We start from the raw sequence: 19,456 nt of genomic DNA on the forward strand, positions 1-19,456 counted from the left end.
TGAGTAGTCAACACAAAATTATTTATAGATGAAAAAACTATTAATTCTTTTAGTTGGTAGCTCCGTATTATCAGGATATATACCAGAAAAAAAGGAATCAATCATTGACAAAAAGCCTAATATTATATTTATTCTTACGGACGACCAGCGTTGGGATGCTTTGGGGTATGCCGGAAATACGATAATTAAGACTCCCGAGATGAATAAGCTGGCCAGGGAGGGAACATATTTTAAAAATGCATTTGTAACAACTCCAATCTGTGCCGCGAGCCGGGCATCCATATTAACAGGAATGTATGAGCGGACGCACGGATATACCTTCCAGCAAGGGCCATTAAAGGAACCATACATGCAACTCAGTTATCCGGTAACCTTGAAACAGCAAGGGTATTATACCGGCTTTTTCGGGAAACTCGGAGTCACCTATAAAGATGCTGTAAATCTTTTTAATGTTGCCGATATTTATGACCGCAATGATAAATATCCAAACAGGAAAGGTTATTTTTACAAGACCATTGGTCAGGATACAGTTCATCTTACCAGATATACCGGTTATCAGGCGCAGCAGTTTATTCAGAATGCACCTACAGATAAACCATTTTGCCTTTCGTTAAGTTTTAGCGCACCACACGCACATGATAAAGCCCCGGAACAGTACTTCTGGCAGGAAAAATCAAATCAGCGGTATGCCGATGTGGTCATTCCTCCTTTTTTGTTGGGAGAGGATAAATACTTTAATGCATTGCCCAAAGAAGTGCGGGAAGGTTTTAACCGGTTACGGTGGACCTGGCGCTTCGACACTCCTGAAAAATATCAGTATAGTGTAAAGGGATACTACCGCATGATTACTGAGGTGGACGATGAAATAGGCGAACTCAGGAAAGTATTGGAAGAAAAAGGAATAGCCGACAACACGATTATCATTTTCATAGGCGATAACGGTTACTATCTGGGAGAACGCCAGTTGGCCGGCAAGTGGTTGATGCACGATAATTCGCTGCGTGTACCATTGATGGTTTATGATCCAAGGGTAAAAAAACACCATGATGTCAGTGACATGGTACTCAACATCGATATAGCCAAAACCATTCTCGATATAGCCGGCGTAAAAGCACCTGGAGAATATCAGGGCATTAGCCTGCTCCCATACGTAAAAGGTAAAAGACCGGAGACGGTTCGTGAAGCTGTTTTATTTGAACACCTCTGGAAATTGCCTCAGATACCATCGAGTGAAGGGATCAGAACCAAAAAGTGGAAGTACTTCAGGTATCGGTTTATTAAAACTCCTGAAGAACTGTATGATTTGGAACGTGATCCGATGGAGACAAATAATCTGGCACAAGATCCAAAATATAAAAAAGTGGTTGATCAACTGCGCAAAAAATGCGATGCCCAAATAGCTAAATACACTAAAGCTAAACTGGTTCCAGACATTATCCCATCTGAAAAGATTGACATGTCATTTTGAAAAATACAATATCAAAATGAATAATTTATAAGATTATAATTCAGGCATGAAGCAAATAATTCTTACTACATTTACTATCCTTATTAGTTTCAGTTTTCTTTTTGCTCAAAATGGTAGTATTCAGAGAACAGTATCCGATCAAACTACCAACGATAAAATTCCGTTTGCAGCAGTTACACTTATTTCAGATAATGAATCTCTTCAGAATGGGCATATTTCTGACCGAGATGGTTCATTTTTCCTCAACAATTTAAAGCCAGGCAAATACAAACTGCTGGTTTCCAACAAAGAAGTTGCAGAGATTTTTTATCAGACCACCGATTATTTCAGGAATGGTGGAATCGTTGAATTTGGAATAAGCTAAAGTGAATATATTATGGCACAAAAACATCGACCTTTATCATCTGTTTTAATCAAACCCACGGGTCCGGATTGCAACCTGGACTGTACGTATTGTTTTTACCTGGAAAAGTCAGAATTATTCAAGCAGACTCCGGTTCATCGCATGAGTCCTGAAGTTCAGGAAGAATTGATCCGTCAGGTGATGCAACAGTCGGGCGACAACGTGTCGCTGGCCTGGCAGGGCGGTGAACCAACGCTGATGGGATTGGATTTTTATAAACGGGCCATTGAGCTGGAGAAAAAGTACGGGCATAACCAGATGGTCGGTAATGGCTTACAGACCAACGGTATGCTGCTGGATAAAAACTGGGCTGCTTTCCTGAAAGAATATGACTGGTTGGTGGGCATTTCGCTCGATGGGCCGGAACACATCCATGACCGGTACCGGTTCGACAAAGGACAGAAAGGTACTCATCGGCGGGTAGAGGAAAATGCCATCATGCTTCAGCAGGAAGGGGTTGCAGCCAATGCCATGTGTGTGCTTACTTCCTATTCTGTTCAATTTCCTGATGAATTGTACGCCTATTATAAAAGTTTGGGCTACACATTTATGCAGTTTATCCCGATTGTTGAAACCGATAAAAAAGATCCTTCAAAAGCAGCTCCTTTTTCGGTATCAGCTGTCGATTACGGCAATTTTCTGATCCGGATGTTCGATTTGTGGCTGGCCGACTTTGTTAATGGAGTTCCGACCACTTCTATCCGGCATTTCGAATCGGTTTTTCATTCGTATGTAGGAATGGAAGCGCCGGAATGCACCATGATGAAAGAATGTGGCCCTTACGTGGTGATTGAACACAACGGGAATGTTTATAGCTGTGATTTTTTTGTGGAACCTAAGTGGAAATTAGGCAATGTGATGCATGATCGTATTATCAATATGCTGAACTCGAAGACCCAACAGACATTTGGGGCAGCCAAAGCCGTTTTACCGCGCGAATGCCGGCAGTGCAGCTGGTTACGCAATTGTTACGGCGGATGTACCAAAGACCGCATCAAAGATCCGGCAGATCACCACCGGCCACGGTTCTGCACAACCTATAAAATGTTTTTTAAACATGCCGATCCAACGCTGAAACAGTTGGCCGCACAATGGAAGGAACAGCAAGCCATCCATCAGGTAAAACAGCAAACCGGAGGCGTTTACAATGCTTTCGATGATTTTATGAAAAAGTAGTTCGTTTAAAATTAGCATAGACAAAATCATGATTAATCGTAGTTCAGTATCTGTTTTAGCATTTTTAATGCTTTCGTGTTCCGGGAACAGGGAAAACAAAACTTCCTCCGGGGTTAATAGTAATTCGTTAATAGAAAAGACCGAGGCTGTTGTCCCTATTTCGGCGGATGGAATGGTTTATTTTAAGGGTGGCACATTCAGGATGGGTTCATTAAGTGGTACTCCGCAGGAACAACCTGTACATGAAGTTAATATTCAATCTTTTAAAATCGATAAATTTCCGGTTACCGTAAAGGAGTTTCGCCGTTTTGTGGAATCTACCGGCTATACAACTGATGCGGATAAATTTGGAGATTCCGGTGTTTTCGATTTTAATACTTCAAGCTGGGTGTTGGTTCCGGGTGCAAATTGGCAATATCCTCTGGGGAAGAATTCACCTCAGGCAGAGGATACTCATCCGGTAACACAGGTTAGCTGGAACGATGCAGTAGCCTATGCCTCATGGGCAGGTAAAAGGCTTCCGACTGAGGCCGAATGGGAATATGCAGCACAGTGCGGCGGGAAAAGCACATCAAAATTTAGTTGGGGTGACGAACTGATCAAAAATGGGAAATACCTGGCCAATGTTTGGCAGGGAAATGACCTTTTGGCCAAACAGGATGCTGATGGTTTTAAGTTGACATCACCGGTTGGTTATTTTGGAGAAACACTCTGTGGTTTGACAGATATGGGAGGCAATGTTTGGAACTGGTGTTCGGATACTTACAAACCTTATCCGGGAAGTACCTTTCCGGATCAACAAAATACAGAATTAAAAGTCATCCGGGGAGGTTCGTTCTTTTTCGACCAGAACGGAGAAAACAGTTACTCCATCACCGGTCGCTCATCCAATACTCAGGAAACATCATTGTTCAATACCGGGTTCAGGTGTGCTATGAATGCGGAGTAGGTTTCAATGAAACTGAATTATTAATTTATAGGTACAGATTGTATTAAAATCTGACCAGAATTAAAAAATGCTTATTCAACTCTGATATGAAACGGATAATATATAAATATTTTCAAAGAAGGATTGCTTCTGCTGTGCTTCTTGTATTTGTTCTCGGTGGATGCCATTCAAATCCAAAGAACCCGGATAAAAGTTCAGCCAAAAAAACAGATTCAGTAGGGATGGACAATAACCTTAGTTGCTGTTCGTCCGGTCTGCCATCCCGGCCTTTCATGCAAGCCGCAGATACAGTACAAACTAACAACCGATTAACGAAGGAATCCACGCATGATAATATGGTTTACATTCCGGGAGGAAGCTTTGTGATGGGTGGGGATTCGATTTGGGGCAGGCCCGATGAGTTTCCCCGGCATAAAGTGAAAGTATCTTCTTTTTACATGGATAGGCATGAAGTATCAAATGCACAGTTTCGGGCTTTTGTGGAAGCTACTCATTATGTGACAACAGCCGAACGCAAACCAGATTGGGAGGAAATAAAAAAGCAACTTCCTCCAGGGACACCTAAACCAGCGGATAGTCTACTGGATGCTGCTTCTCTTGTGTTTTCTCCGCCGAATCATCCGGTCTCGCTAAACAATGTTTCAGCTTGGTGGAAATGGGTGACTGGTGCAGACTGGAGACATCCGCAGGGCCCCAAAAGTACCATTGAAGGGAAAGACAATTATCCTGTGGTACAGGTTTCGTGGGATGATGCAGTAGCGTATGCATCATGGGCCGGGAAACGTTTACCTACGGAAGCCGAATGGGAATACGCTGCACGGGGCGGAAGCCCGAATTCGATCTATCCGTGGGGCAATGAGCCCGTCAATAAAGGCGCTGTTAAAGCCAATACATGGCAGGGAAACTTCCCCAATGAGAATACCCGGAAAGATCGTTATTACCATGCGGCGCCGGTTATGTCGTTCGAGCCAAACGGTTTCGGGCTTTACGACATGGCAGGGAATGTGTGGGAATGGTGTAGCGACTGGTACCGTCCGGATTACTATTCAATTTGCGCAAAACAAGGAATTGTAAACGACCCCGAAGGGCCTCAGGATTCCTTCGACCCCGATGAGCCTTATGTCCCTAAACGGGTAGTGCGTGGAGGTTCCTTTTTGTGTACAGACCAATATTGCTCAGGTTTTCGTGTTGCGGCACGGATGAAAACTAGTTGGGATACAAGTTTGGAACATACTGGATTTAGGTGTGTGGTTTCCGTAAGGTAGGATCAGGAAATTTATTTAAATTAAAACCTAAAATGAGGCTTTTCTTAAATTATACTCACATTAAAAGTAAAAAATTTCAATTGCTATCATAAATGAACAATGAATAACCATCGGTTATATCAGGCCAGATACTTAGGTAAAGCGCTTAATTTTAAATATACATGAAACGTGCTTGAATACGTCACCAAACTGCGAAAAGAAACGGACGAAGCAATAGACCGCATCGAATCATCAGATTTCAATATCCTGAAAAAATCATTGGAAGCTTCTCATGTGCTTGCAAAGGCATTTGATCAGTTGAAGGCTTTTATCCTTTTATACCAATTTAAAGATGAGGAGGAGGAAGTCACTTTTTTCAAAGAAATAAAGCCTAAGTTGTGTTATCGTTTAATTTATTACAGAAAGCTTTACAATATCGAAATGAACCGTCCTGCAGGAGTGGACAAACAAAAAGAGTACTTAAGCGAAGAACTAAACGAGATAAACAAGTATAACATTAAACGGCTGGACTTTATCCGGTATTACCGTTCCGGTGCTACCCACTTGGATTCTTTGTATTTTTTGCGGGGGAAAACAGATACAGAACAATACCTGGAAACATTTTATTATGAACTTGACCCGAATTTTTCTACTAACTACGATTTTAAGGTAGCAAAAATATTGTCCAACGACATACTTTCGGCTTATCTGATACATGAGATAGAACGGTTGGATAACAATGGGATAACTTCTCTCCCTTCAGGATTTCCTTTAATTAAACTAACCTGGAGGGGTACAAAAACGGAACTGATGGAACAGCTCTACTGCTGGGACAGCGCCAGTACCTTTGGAAAAGTACCGCTCACGCAATTGTCTGACTATATTCAAAATGTTTTTAACATCCAGCTCGACAAAAACCTGTCACGCGCATTCAGCTACATGAAAATTCGTAATGTCCCTACCCCTTTTTTAGACAAACTGAAAGATGCACTGCTCAGGCGTATGGGCAGAAGGAAATGAATAACTGATACCGAGTATCTGTTCATTTTTTCATGGCTGTTTCTCCCCAAAGCAGTCCTGTAAATCATTGAATAATAAGCTGTCGGAAATTATTTCAAAAAAAGTAGCACCGACTTCCTTATCAGTCATGTGGATAGCACATAACTTTGCAGTAATTCAATGAGTTACAGCAATGTTTATAGATAAGGAATATTTCGAAAGTTGGATGCAGCGTATCATGTCGAGGCTGGACGATGTCGTTGACAAGCTGGACGATTCCGGTGAGGAAGTTCCTTTATTTGATGGAGAGAAACTGCTGGATAACTACGACGTTTGCCGGATGCTCAACATCAGCAAGCGAACATTGCAACGTTACCGCTCATCCGACGAACTACCTTTTCAAATGATCTATCACAAGACTTTTTATAAGGAATCGGATGTTTTGAGATTTATTGAAAGCCATTTCAGCCGTTTCCATGCAAAGCGCAATAAGAAAAATAAAAACTGATTTATTTGTTTTTTGCTTTTCCCGCTTCGTTGATAAACGGTGCGGGTCAGACCATAAAAAGAAAAGTGCCGGTATCAATTTACAGTACCGGCTCTTTTCGCCAGTATGCTATACTTTCAATCCTTTTGAAACAATGGGATTATCCGGTTTCGCCGAATAACCAATACCGGCGATAACAATTCGTCCGTCAGAAGCTTCTGCAATTTTCTGCAAGCGTTCCGGTATTTTAGCCGGTCCTTCCGGATTTTGCTCCACGGTTGTAAGCATTTGTTTGCTTACCGCTTCATTGTCCGAAATAGCATTTCGCCCTTCCGTTTCACCGTTGGATTTTAGTGACTGCCGGATTTTTCTTTCCAGTGTCGACAGTTCAACTTTTAAAGCAGACAATTCCGGTTCCCTTCGCCAGGTACTTTCCACCACTTCTTTTAGAACGGGAATGTCTTTTAACAGTCGTTCGTTATCCGCCTTATACCGTTCCAACAGGCGCGGCATATTATCCACCAAAGCATGCAGAAAGTTTTGCGAAGCCAGCTTGGGGTCAACTGCCATCTGCCCGTTATTGTAATGATAGAATATTTCACCGTCGCCACGAACAGAGAAGCGGTTCTGTATGAAATCAAGACCGTCTTTATTGGTTGTTTCACTTTTCACATAAAGCGTAAAACGGTACAAATTTCCAATCGGCTCATGTGCACCATGTGTCCTGGCTGTATCGGCAATTTCATTCAGCTTTTTACCGATTATGTTGAAATCACTGCCGGTAACGCCGTCCAATTGTACCAGGTTATGGTATGAACCATCTTCGTTTGTCTGGACGCGGGATTTAAAGTTTTCCACATCTTTGGAGATACGCTCAATAAGTCCCATATTCTTTTCAACCGTTTGTGTAATGTTCTCCAACTTATACCGGCTGGATGATTTACCCCTGACAAAAGCTTGGCGTTCGCTTTCCAGGGCGGCTATTTTCTTTTCCAGCCTTGCTTTTTCCAGCAGTTCCGTATTGCCTGATAAAATGGCCACATATTCGGAAAAGTTCATGCCGCTTTTTTCGTCCATCGCACCTTCATCAATGGTACGGCAACCCAGGCTGTTGTTTTTTAGCTGGCGGATAAAAAGCTGCTTGTTATGCAATAACCCAAACTTATAGGCATCCAACGATTTTTCCACGGCATAAAGGATAACGTCTACCTGGTTCCCGGCAACCGTTTTGGCTATTTCGTTGCCCCTTCGTATGGCCCGTCCATCGCGCTGTTCCAAATCCGACGGACGCCAGGGGCAGTCCAGGTGATGGACGGCTACGGCGCGTTTCTGGGCGTTTACGCCTGTTCCCAGCATTTCAGTAGAGCCAAACATCACCCGGATTCTTCCATCGTTCATATCGGCGATCATCATCTTCCGGGCTTTTTCAGTTTTTGCCTCCTGGATAAAACGTATTTCGTGTGCCGGGATGCCGTGATCTTCCACCAGTTTACGCTTTATTTCGCTGTAAGCGTTCCATTCCCCCGGTTTATAGGTCCCCAAATCGCTGAACACGAACTGCGTCCCCTTATGCCCGTTGTACTTCCGGTAATAACCGGTAATCATCCGGGCGCAGTGGCTCGCCTTGTTGTCAATGTGGTCATCAAAACGGGGATCGACCATGCGCATATCCAGTGACATTTTTCGGGCATAATCGGTTGCGATCAGCATTTTTGCCTTTTCTTCCCGCTCGTTCAGGGGGGCACGGTACAAAAGTGTTGCATCCCCGGTTTTTGCAAACCGGACCAGCCGGTTAATGAAATCAACCTGGTCTGGTGTTGGAGGGATGTTGTGCAGGATTTCGCTTTTCTTTGGACGGTCGATGCCGATGTCGGCAGCCGTACGGTAGTCGGTGATCTCGGCATAGAACTGCGCCAGTTCCGGTACTTTAATGAAATAACGGAAACGCTCTTTTTGCACGATTTCATTGGTAACCGAAAACTCGTAGTCAATACTTTTTTTTGCAAAAATAGCGGCCCATGCGTCGAATGTCCGGATGTCCTGCCGTTCCAGTTCCTTTGGCCGCAGGTATTTGAACAGCAGGTACAGTTCCGTTAAGGAATTGGAAATGGTGGTTCCTGAAAGAAAAGTGGCGCCCAAATCCCTGCATGTGCGTTCCTGTATGGTGCGCAGTGCAAAAAGCATATTCAGCGCCCGCTGGCTGCCTTCGGGGTTGCCCAGCCCTGCTACCCGGTCGTGCCGGGTGGTAAAGGTCAGGTTTTTGAATTTGTGCGATTCATCCAAATACAGATGGTCAATCCCCATCAGGCGGAAGTCCACGGCATCATCTTTCCGGCTTTCAATGTTGAAGGTAACCTGTTTGAGTTTGGCTTCCAGGTTCAGTTTACGTTTCACACAACCTTTCAGCATGGCGCGCGAAACCTCTTTGCCCTGCCCTTTGAGGACTTCCAGGTTTTCTTCCACACTGTCGAGCTCCGCCTGCAAGATATCACGCTGGACCTCCGGCGACTGAGGAATCATAGCGAATTGTTCGTGCGTAAGGATTACGGCATCCCAGTCGTTGTTCTTTATCTCGTTGAAAATCCGTTGCCGGTTTTTGGGCGTAAAATCCTCCTTGCCCGGGTACAGGACACGGGCATTGGGATAGGCTGTGCAGAATGTTTTGGCAATCTCGTGGATGTTGGCTTTCAGCCCGGTAATCATCGGCTTGTTCACCAGCCCGAGGCGTTTTTTTTCATACGCCCCGCAACACATGATAAGCGTTTTGCCGCCACCGACCTCGTGGTCGCAAATACCGCCGCCGTTGAGCTTGTCCATCCAAATGGCATCCTTCTGGCTGCGGTAAAGGCTGTCAATGCCCAGCCCTTTCAGGTCAAGTTCCGGAAAGTTTTGGTGCGAACCATCATAAGCCGGACGGACAAAACAGTTGAAGGTGCGGTTATACAGGCCTGCCAGCCGGTCTTTGAACTCCGGCGACTGTTCCCGGAGCCAGTCGGAAAACCCGTTTCGCATCTCATCGATCTTCGAATTGGCCAACTGAATGGCTTCCCCGTCCCGGACCTTTACTTCCTCGCCGTCCACCAGTATTGTTTTGGTGATGTCCGGAGAGGTGTTTTGTAAAGCATGTTTCATCAGTGCCAGCCCGTCGAAAGTACGGTTTTGTGATTTTACGGCATACTGGTCGGTAATCTTTATATTTGTACGGTCGGATCGGACACTGAATTCATCACGGCTGGAAGCGTAGTGAATGGTAACTTCGGTATCAAAAAGGTGCGAAGCATATTTGTTATAAATGCCTGTCGGGATCCAGCGTTCACCAAGATTGAAATCCAGGTCGTCGAAGGCAATGGGTTTGGGGGTAGCTTCCCGAAGGGCGCGTAGCGATTCCTCAGCTTCGCGGTGCCCGGGATTGCGTTCAAGGAAACGTTCCGTTTCGTCCGCTTTGGAAATAACGTTGCCCGAAATAAATTGATCGGCCACCTCATACCCGCCAGTCATAGGGTTGAAATAAACCGTTCCTTTTAGTTCTTCTTTCAGGTCATCCACCGTGTTGCCGGTCAGTGAAGCCATATAGCCCAGGTTGACCCCGGCATACTTGTTGAGCGAAGCAGCCAGCGCCTCATGCGGGTTATCAACAGAAGTGACCTCGTTGGGATTGAACGCTACCGGGCGGTTAAAAATATCGGCTTTTACAGCTTTGCCGTCGATGTAGCGTTCCAGCGATAAAATTTCCGTTCCCCTTGCATCCATTTTAACCAGGTCAAGGTTCTTCTTGTCATTGAGCAGCCCGAACCGGCGGGAAAAGTCATCATACAGGTGGTTCAGCATGTCGCGAAGGGCGGGATTGGCTTCCATCCGCCCGGCTTCGTTACGGTAGAGGTGGTGATAAGTGTCCCGTATCTCAATGTAGAGGGATATTTTCTGCTTTTGGATGGCATTAATGTCCAATGGATGGAACATGGGCTGTAAGCCTTCGATATTCCTTAAATAGCCGATACGGTTAGCCTGGTCAGAAACCAGCGAACCTTCCCGGTAATGGGCCAACAGTTCAGTTTTGAACGGTACGGGCTTCATTACTTCTTCCCGCTTGAACTGCTCCCGCTCTCTTTTTAAGCTTTCAGGCTGTTCTTCCTTCCGGACACCGTTTTCGGGGTATTTTTTACCATTTTGGAGAAGTTCTTCTTCCTGCTGCGTTTCCTTTTGCATTCCCTGGTAATGCAACCTTTCACGCCAGTCCATAAAAGGGATTTCCTGCCTGGCCTGTGTTTTGGGCTGTTGTGCCCTTCTGCGGCTGAAACGCCCGTGCTGGTTGCGCTCTTCCTGGGAAAAGCCGAACAGGTCGTAAAGGGTAAGCAACGGTTCCTGCTGAACGCTTGACTGCGGGGCCGCTTTTATAACCGGCTGCTTGATCCCGGATGAACCCGTTTGTTCATTCTTTTGTGATGTGCTTTGTTCCGGCAGTTGCGGGGCATAAGAGCGGTACAAATCCAGGTTAAGGTTTTGCGAAAAATCTTCTGTAAGCATTCGTTTCAGGTCTTTGGCAATTCCCTCCATTCCGCCACTATGCATGAATACCATTGCCGGTTTGCCGTAAGGGTCGGTATCGGCTTTGGCATCGGTATGGACTACCCGGTCGAAGGTTTTAAAACTGTTGCTGACCGGTATGCCGTTGGACAGGGTGCGCGATTCGATGAACTCCTGCTTACCGCGACCTTCCGGGGACTGGTCCGGTTCTTCCCTTTTTTGCAGGACAATGAAATCGCTGCCGACTTCTGTGCCTGCATGTTCTGAAAACAGGTTGTTGGGGAGCCGGATAACGGAGACCGGCTCGCAGCGGGACATCAGGTACTCCCGCACCGGACGGTTTGCCGGGGCGTTCAGCACCCCCTGCGAAGTAATGAAAGCCACCAGTCCGCCCGGTCGGAGCATATCCACCGATTTCAGGAAAAAGTAGTTGTGGATGGAACGCGAGGCAATTTTTTTTGCCGGGTCGCTGCCGGAAAGAAAATCGGGGTCGAACACGGCCACATCCCCGAACGGGATATTGCTTGCTGCTGCATCGTAATAACCGGCATACTTTTTTTCGATGCTTTCAAAGCCCTGTACCCTAACCTTGTCTTCCGGGTGAAGGTGCTTGAGTATCATACCGGTTACGGGGTCTTTTTCAAAACAGGTTACTTCGGTGTCCGGGGAAAGCTGTTTAAAGGTCCGGGCAAATATGCCTGTCCCGGCGCTTGGGTCGAGCAGGCGGGCCGGTAGGATTCCACGGTCAAGGAGTGCACCGGCCAAAGCATTTACGACTTCCGGCGGGGTGTAGAATGCTGTCAGGATGGAGTTTTTCAGGCCGTCGAAACAGCGTTTGTACTCTTTATCATCCCGTGTATTTTCCCGTAAAACAGTATGCAGTTCATTTAGAAGCGAATTGGCTGAGCCGGTAGCCGGGACCGGATCGAGTATTTCCTTAATTGCGCCGAAACCGGAATAGCGGGCAAGTATTTCCTTTTCCGCGGCTGTTGCATGCCTGCTCTCCCTGTCAAGGGTAAACGCCGTTCTTATCGCGTCGATGTTTGCCCGCAGGTGCTCCTTTTTATTGTAAGCCATCTTCGAGCAGTATTTGGACAGTTCCTGTCAGCTTGGTATATAATCCATCGTATTGCGGCGAACCGTCAAAGTCATCCGAAAGGTTGTATTTGTCCAGTACTTCACTGCAAAGCGGTAAGATTTGAAGGGCAATTTCCTTTGCCCTTTCTTCAGCTATCTCGTTAGGGAACTCGTTCCACAGGATATGGACAAGGGTGTTGTAAGGGGAAAAGTGCAGGCCCCGGAAAAGTACCTCTGACGCCAGTTCCCCTGCCTCAGTATGTGTCAGCCCGTCTTTTATGGCATTGCTGTACGTTTCTGCCGCAGCATCAGCGCGTTCCCGGATAAACGCCGTGTCGCCGGCACGGTCGGGGTGATTTTCTTTCAGATAGGAAAGAAAGGATAAGCCGTAATAGGACAACTCCTTCCCGGTTCTATTTTTTGAATTTTTCATGATAACGGATATTTAGTGGTTGAAAAAAAAGGAAGGTATACCAGGCAAAAGCGCCCCGGGTTCCCACCCGGAGCGCACCACTAAAATATCCGTTATCCATCAAACAATAAACGAACAAAGAAATGTTATGCCTATCGAAGAAAGCAGCGGACTATTCAGTGGCAAATATAACCATTCCCGGTTGAACTTATCTTCTTTGGGTTTGAGCCGGAACTGGCTGAAATCCGGAATCAGATTCTGATACCGCTTTTCTTTTCAGCCGGCTTGCGTACCTGCTGTTCCATCTGATTTTCCGAAGGCGTTTGCTGTCCCTGTTTAAGCGGTTCCCTGACATTCCTGGTCGCTTCGTTGGTTTTGCCCTCGTTATTGACGGCAACCTGTGTTTTACTTTCTTCAGCAGGTGTGACTTCTGTACCCTGCTTTCTGGCTTTGTCGGGGTTCCACCTGAAAAAGTCGAATTTCATCTTTTCGGGATTGGGTTTTACCCATGCATTGAACGGCTCGCCTTTCTCATCTTTCAGCATACCTTTTATGTACGTGGACTGGCCTGCTTTGAGGGATTCCTGCTGTTTTTCGGTCAGCTCAACGCCAAGCAGTTTTTGGGGAATAAACAGTTGCTTTTGTTTTTTTGTTTCCCCTTCCGGTGCGTTTTCTTTCTGCTGGCTCCGGACTTCCTTGTTCTCTTTTGAATAGCGGTTACGGTCGAGCCCCTCGTAGGTGAAATCAAACTTTTTGTCCGAAGCGTTGATTTGGATATACCCGTCAAAGAAACGGCCTGTGCGGGAAACCATTTTTTCGATAAGCACCTTTTCACCTGCGCCGAGCCTGCTTTGCTGGTCTTCGGAAAGGTCTGCCCCCTTGATTTTGTTGGGAACGGAAATGTTTTCCACCGGCAGGGCTTCGAGCTTGTTGGTAAGCCGGTCAAGTGAAACGAAAGCCGGGATTTTTTGTCTGGGTGCAGGTTCCAGTTCAATCACCCGGCCTGCGTTGAAGGACTGCCGCAGGTTCTCCTTATCCTTTTCGTTTAGCAACACCCCGTGAAAAGGGGCATCCAGGTTGGGCTTTTCCTGCCAGTAATGCGGGATGATTTTGAGCGAGCCGTCGGCCTGTTCTTCCAGGGATACGCGCCCTTTGGTCGGAACATGGGTGCCCGCTTCCAGTTCCGGGTTCATGGAAATCATTTGCGGGGATTTGTGCCCGTAGGACATTGCTTTCAGGTGTGGCTCCAGATCGGCGGCATTGATACCATATTTTTGAAGTTCCTGCCGGTCTATTTTACTGACATCCATCGGCTGGAAAGCGCTTTGGGATGTGTCCTCCCCGCCACCCTGCGTTTGTTTTGGGTCCTGTTTCTGTACCTTTTCGAGGTACTCTGCCGGGTAGACACGGTGCAGTTCCAGTTCGTGGGGGTCGAGGTTGATTTTAATAAGCCTGTCCAGCATCTTTTCTGTCACCAGGAAAAATCCCGTGTGAGAGGGTTGCTGCGCCTGTTCTACCATTTTTTTGAAGAACGCCTCCAGCATGGCTTCGTTCGTATTCACTGCAAAGAGGCTGCTTTGGTTTTTTGCTGTCGGTTCCCCGGTCTGGATGCTGCCTTTTTCATCCATACCGGTAACGGCTTTCACTTTGCCGTCCTTTGCATCTTTGACGAGCAATACTTTTTTGCCGTCGTTACTGATTTTTTCGTCCATCTTACGAATGTTTTTAAGTTCTGCACCACTATTGATGCATGGACGAAAATAAGTGTAACTTTCTGTCAAATAAATGGATATATGAATTATGGCAGTTTGAGGAACTGTAGTGGTGGTTTGTGGCGTAGAAACAGGGCGCTTTGGTGTGAATGTATGAATAATGGATATTACACAGAAAATATTTCTCAACACAACTGCAAAAATAGACATTTTTTTGTCTATTTTTGCAGTTGCAGTGCAATCGAAACGGATACTAACAGTAAATATTCAGTAAAGGAATGGGTGGAAGACCTTCAAAAAAGGGCGGGATAACCTTCGCGCTTACGGAAGTTACCGGAGCATTTCCAATGTTGAAGCCGGATACCGTCAAAAGAAGCCTGACCCGCCTGACAAGTAAAAGAAAAATAAGTTCTGTCTGGAATGTTTGTTTTGCTAACGGTTTTCGTTAATGGTGTCGTTGGCGATTCGAAGCACGAACCTGTCATCCCGCTACAAAGTTTATTTGATGTAATATCCTTGAAATTAGCACTATCCGCCAAATGCACTATACACGCTGTTTTTTGTTTTTATGTTCCGTTTTTCTTTGTGTTACTATTCAAATTTTTTCTTTAACAATTTTACCCCAATTACTAAAAGCCAAATTATCCAAAGTGTACTACCAACAAAACCTGCAAAACCAATTACAGGAATATTAGGCATAACTGTTGCAAAAAGTTCTGTTTGCGCTAATAAGTAAATTAAAGATGAAATGTAACCGAGCCAAATTGTCCATTTTGGAAATAGTTTGAGTTGTGCAAAAGCAGAAGTCATCATAATTGTCCAGGCAATAGTAAATAACTGTCCGATGTGTTCGCCTAAAACTACGCCACCATATTGGTGTACAATTTGAAAGGCAACTTTACTGGCTTCTTTCGCCATTTCATTTCCTGATACAAAATTGTTGGCTAACACAGGCACTACAAAAGTCCAACGCAATAAGCCAATTATTTGTACTAACAAACCAATTACACCCAAAGTTGTAGCCCAACGAACAAAGTAAAACTCTTGTTCTAACTTTTGTCCTATCAAAACGCAGGCTTCCAAGAGTGGCAATCCTAAAATCGCAAATGCCCACCAATTCCATATTAAGCGAATTCCACCTTCGTGAAATTTTGTTAATATTACCGCTGTTTCTTGTCGCAGGATGTTTGGATAGTCAAAAATGATTGTCAAGATGGTATAAGGGACAAGTACTCCTATTGCACCAATAATCAGTAAAATGCCTATTGTTTTTTCCGTTTTCATAGTGAATTAAAATTTGAATGAGTAACTAATACTTGGTGTTGGGTTAATTTTAAGGTCTTGTCTTCCGGCTGTAAGAGCAATAACTCCCAATCTAAAATTCAAACCTTTCCAAGCGTACCAACGGAAACCTGCCTCAACTGCAAAAGCATTTTTGTTTTCGTATTCTCTGGTTAACCCACGTAAATAAGATACCCCAACATAAAATGAAGAAGGCATTTCTTTTTTGTCCACCGGCAAAAACCAATATGTCAATCCTGTTTTAAGAAATTCTGTAGTTACGTCACTTGTAAAATTAGTAACATAATAGCCACCGTGAATAGACAATTGGCGTTGCTGGTATTCCAAACCAATTGACGGATTTCTAAATCCATTGATGCTAAACTGGTGCTTGGAAAATGGTGTTTGTGCGAAGGTTGTACTTGTCAACACAAGCATTAAAGCCAAAAGGAGATTTTTTTGCATATCGTAATTTATTTTTGTTTACGATGCAAAGCTCTCTCAATCGAGAAGCAATCTGCCAGACAAATGTCTAAAAGTTATTTTTGACTATATTTTATTTCTTAAGCGGCTCAAATGTCTTGGTGTGATGCCCAACATTGATGCAATACAATATAAGGGTATTTGCTGCAATAATTCAGGTTCTTCCCTCATTACTTTTTCATAACGTTGCTCGGCAGTTAATGTAATAAGGTCAAACTTCGCTTTGTCAATACAGCATATTTGCCATTCTATGAGTTTGATGTAAAAGTCTTTGAAACTTGGAGTTTGATTTTGTAATTCGATTATATCCTTTTTGTCAATAATCCAAAGTGTAGCATTTGTCAAGGCTCTAATATTTTCCCTTGCTGGTGCTTCAGTCAGATAAGTTAATAATGAAGCCACGAAAGTATTTGGCAAAGAAATATATGTGGTTCGTTCTTCACCCTGTCCGGTAATAGAATAGTACTGAAACTGTCCTGTTTCAATAAAGCCCATTTGTGAAGATTTCTTGCCTTCTTTTACAAAATAATCACCTTTGTCAAACTGTTGTTTTTTAAAGCAACTTACTATTTTGCAAATGTCTGTGTCGTTAAAACCTACACTTTCAAAATATGATTTTAGTTTTTCCATTTGCTATCTGTTGGTGTCGCTTTAAAATTCTGACTAACGTTTTTCACCAAGTTTGTTAATCAATTAGTTGCAAATCCAAAATCCTCTTTGGTCGGTTCAAATTTAGCAATTTGTTTTTTGACTCTTACCACCAGTTTTAGCTTTCTTTTTCATCTAAGAATAAGTAATCCGTTGGTGGTTTATAGGGTAGTTTATTCACAATCATGTTTCAAAGTATTACTGCAAGTTTTCGGGTTGTGGCACTTATGGCTACAGTTCTTCCTTTTCTGTAACAAACTTACAAAAAAAACATAGAGTTATTGGTTTCAAAATATTGTTAAAACGGCTGCGCAGCCACACTGGTTACTGCCCCTGGGGTTACAGGGAATGCTTTTGTCGTCTCTGGAAAATTAGTTTGAGCCATCTCGTCATTATTGCTTTTGTGGCAACAAATAACAAAGCGTCGGATCATTCTTTATCCGGCTCAACTCATCAGAGACAATCTGTTTTGTTTCTTCCTTGATGCGGTTGTAATTGTCCTGAATCATCTCTTTCATACGGTTAACACCATTCCCGTCCACAAAATTGGTTATAATTGGAATTTGCTTGTATCCTTGGGCTTCGGCGGAAACCTTTGCACGGTCCATTACAATTTCGGCATGGAAAATCTTTTGTTCGATGCGTTCATCAAAATTATCGGCAACCGCCCCGACAAACATGCCCTGCGTAAGCGTGGAAATTTTACTGGCCGGGATCAGGCTGTCCAACTGGGTACTGACAGAAGTTGATTTATCGTTGCGGTTGATGGTCATCGACTGGCGTTTCTGTAAAATTTTACCGAAACGTTCCGACAGATTTTTGGCCGTATCGCCCACAACCTGGCCGGAGAAAATATTACCTACGGTATTCATTACTACGGCTGCTTCCTTATCTCCGTAATCACGCTTTAACTGTGAGAAATCCTGGAAGCCGAGCAATACAGCAACCTTGTTGCTCCGGGCTGTGGCAATCAGGTTATCCAGCCCTTTGAAATAGATAGTAGGTAACTCGTCGATGACAACCGAGCTTTTTAACTGTCCTTTTTTATTGATAAGTTTTACGATGCGGCTGTTGTAAAGGCCCAACGCTGCACCGTAAATATTCTGACGGTCGGGATTGTTCCCTACAACCAATACTTTTGGGTCGTCGGGATTATTGATGTCCAGCGTAAACTCATCGCCCGACATTACCCAATACAATTGCGGTGAAATCATCCTCGAAAGCGGGATTTTAGCCGAGGCGATTTGTCCCTGCAACTGGTCCTGCGCCCCCGACATCCAGGCGTCCATAAAAGGAGAAAGGTAGTTTTCCAGTTCGGGGTAACTGGTCAGGATGGGGAAAATATCTTCATAGCGCTTGTTCAGGAACTCGACGGCATGGGGAAACGTGCAATACCGGCCTTCCTTGTATATGCGTAAATACCAAATAATGGCAGCAAACAGGATAATCGGCGATTCAACAAAAAAGTCGCCCTGCTTTTGCACCCATGTGCGGTTCAGGTTCAGCATGATGGTATAGGCGCTTTCATAGGCATCGGATATATCGCTCATAAACGAGGGATTAATGGGGTTGCACCGGTGCGAGCGTGCCGGGTCATCGAAATTGATGACATAGAAAGTCGGTACTTTCTTGTAACCGCGTTGGTTCTTCAACAGGTGGTTATAGGCAATTGTCGAGAGGTCGGGGAACTTGAAATCATAGATATACAGCGAATACCCTTTTTCTATCTGCTGCTTTATGAACTGGTTGATCACCGCGTAACTCTTACCGGAGCCGGGTGTCCCCAATACAATACCTGCCCGGAAAGGGTTTACCACGTTTATCCAGCCATTGTTCCATTTCTTTTTGTAATAGAAACGGGTAGGCAGGTTCACCGAATACCCGTTTTCAACCAGGCGCGTTTCCTGCATAAAGGATTCGTTCTCGGTATTGAAAACATCGTCCATCATGTTGTTTTTCAACAGACGGCCCATCCAAACACCGCCGGCCAGCAGGCAGAGATAACCGGCAGCCATAGCAAGGATGTAGAAAGCTGTTTTGGCGGTAAGTGGTAACGGCACGTCAAGCAGCCACCAATTAAAAAAGAAAAGGACAAAGCCAACAAAAAGGATTGCAGTAATGTTGTTCCAGGTGATTTTTTCCTGCTTGACCCCTTTTGTCCCGAGACAGGATAAAGTCAGGAACACCACTGCGAAAAGTTTTGTGTAAAGGATGTTTTCAAATAGCCCGGTAGTGCGGTTGAAATTCAGGAGTATTTTATCTGCTACGCCGATATTGATGCCCCATCCGACCATGGACTGGTAACAAAACCAATAAATATTGATGGTCACAAATAAAATACTCAGTGCACGCATAAAGTCCATAACCTTTGCCAAAGCTCTCAAATCATCTTCCTGTTGCATATTATTAGCTTTTTGATGTTCGGAAAGCGAAAGTAGAAAGGCTTTAAGGTCGGAAAGTATGGTTCTTCCCTGCTGGCTGTTTTTGGCGTAGCAATGGCAGCATGTGACCGGGAGTATTATTGAAAAATGTATTTCATATTTATCTCGATAAAAATGTATTATAAAGTCACTTTTATCTTGATAAAAGTGTA

At 44.5% G+C, this 19,456-nt stretch carries 14 protein-coding genes; 7 read left to right on the top strand and 7 right to left on the bottom strand.

The annotated features are described in order from the left end of the window. Positions 1–28: 28 nt before the first annotated feature. The 7 genes from AC6H3C_RS23165 to AC6H3C_RS23195 all read left to right on the top strand — a co-directional run bounded on the left by AC6H3C_RS23165 (position 29) and on the right by AC6H3C_RS23195 (position 6,747). Positions 29–1,468 (top strand): sulfatase family protein, encoded by a 1,440-nt coding sequence (locus AC6H3C_RS23165; protein ID WP_497517977.1) that lies wholly within the window; start codon positions 29–31, stop codon positions 1,466–1,468. A 46-nt stretch (positions 1,469–1,514) separates the two neighbouring features. Next, complete coding sequence (locus tag AC6H3C_RS23170) at positions 1,515–1,832, top strand: carboxypeptidase regulatory-like domain-containing protein (protein WP_497517979.1); 318 nt, start codon at positions 1,515–1,517, stop codon at positions 1,830–1,832. A gap of 12 nt (positions 1,833–1,844) precedes the next feature. Continuing rightward, positions 1,845–3,047 carry an anaerobic sulfatase maturase gene (locus AC6H3C_RS23175; RefSeq protein ID WP_497517981.1) on the top strand — a complete coding sequence of 401 codons (1,203 nt, stop codon included), beginning with the start codon at positions 1,845–1,847 and terminating at the stop codon, positions 3,045–3,047. A 28-nt stretch (positions 3,048–3,075) separates the two neighbouring features. After that, entirely contained in the window at positions 3,076–3,996 is a 921-nt protein-coding gene (locus tag AC6H3C_RS23180; protein WP_497517983.1) for a formylglycine-generating enzyme family protein, read from the top strand. Between the two features lie 86 nt (positions 3,997–4,082). Beyond that, the gene (locus AC6H3C_RS23185; protein WP_497517985.1) at positions 4,083–5,261 is read left to right on the top strand and encodes a formylglycine-generating enzyme family protein; all 1,179 of its coding nucleotides are present in this window, start codon (positions 4,083–4,085) and stop codon (positions 5,259–5,261) included. A gap of 168 nt (positions 5,262–5,429) precedes the next feature. Continuing rightward, a complete protein-coding gene (locus tag AC6H3C_RS23190) occupies positions 5,430–6,260 on the top strand; it encodes an RteC domain-containing protein (RefSeq protein WP_497517987.1) in 831 nt (276 codons plus the stop codon). Between the two features lie 172 nt (positions 6,261–6,432). Next, entirely contained in the window at positions 6,433–6,747 is a 315-nt protein-coding gene (locus AC6H3C_RS23195; RefSeq protein ID WP_497517989.1) for a helix-turn-helix domain-containing protein, read from the top strand. 108 nt (positions 6,748–6,855) lie between these two features. On the opposite strand, the gene AC6H3C_RS23200 is transcribed toward AC6H3C_RS23195, so the two are convergent. The 7 genes from AC6H3C_RS23200 to mobC form a co-directional block, all read right to left on the bottom strand. After that, on the bottom strand, positions 6,856–12,327 hold the full coding sequence (locus AC6H3C_RS23200) for a helicase-like domain-containing protein (protein ID WP_497517990.1): 5,472 nt from the start codon (positions 12,325–12,327) through the stop codon (positions 6,856–6,858). Next, complete coding sequence (locus tag AC6H3C_RS23205; protein ID WP_497517992.1) at positions 12,314–12,760, bottom strand: DUF1896 domain-containing protein; 447 nt, start codon at positions 12,758–12,760, stop codon at positions 12,314–12,316. The genes AC6H3C_RS23200 and AC6H3C_RS23205 overlap by 14 nt, the downstream gene beginning before the upstream one ends. 230 nt (positions 12,761–12,990) lie before the next feature. Then, positions 12,991–14,451 (bottom strand): DUF3945 domain-containing protein, encoded by a 1,461-nt coding sequence (locus AC6H3C_RS23210; protein ID WP_497517994.1) that lies wholly within the window; start codon positions 14,449–14,451, stop codon positions 12,991–12,993. 591 nt (positions 14,452–15,042) lie between these two features. After that, on the bottom strand, positions 15,043–15,735 hold the full coding sequence (locus tag AC6H3C_RS23215) for a DUF4386 domain-containing protein (RefSeq protein ID WP_497517996.1): 693 nt from the start codon (positions 15,733–15,735) through the stop codon (positions 15,043–15,045). A gap of 6 nt (positions 15,736–15,741) precedes the next feature. After that, entirely contained in the window at positions 15,742–16,197 is a 456-nt protein-coding gene (locus tag AC6H3C_RS23220; protein ID WP_497517998.1) for a hypothetical protein, read from the bottom strand. Positions 16,198–16,281: 84 nt separating this feature from the next. Continuing rightward, positions 16,282–16,845, bottom strand: coding sequence for a Crp/Fnr family transcriptional regulator (locus tag AC6H3C_RS23225; RefSeq protein ID WP_497517999.1), 564 nt, complete (start codon positions 16,843–16,845; stop codon positions 16,282–16,284). Between the two features lie 410 nt (positions 16,846–17,255). Next, positions 17,256–19,265 (bottom strand): conjugal transfer protein MobC, encoded by a 2,010-nt coding sequence (mobC, locus tag AC6H3C_RS23230; protein ID WP_497518001.1) that lies wholly within the window; start codon positions 19,263–19,265, stop codon positions 17,256–17,258. Between the last annotated feature and the right edge of the window lie 191 nt (positions 19,266–19,456).

The organism is Gaoshiqia sp. US2 (assembly GCF_059705485.1).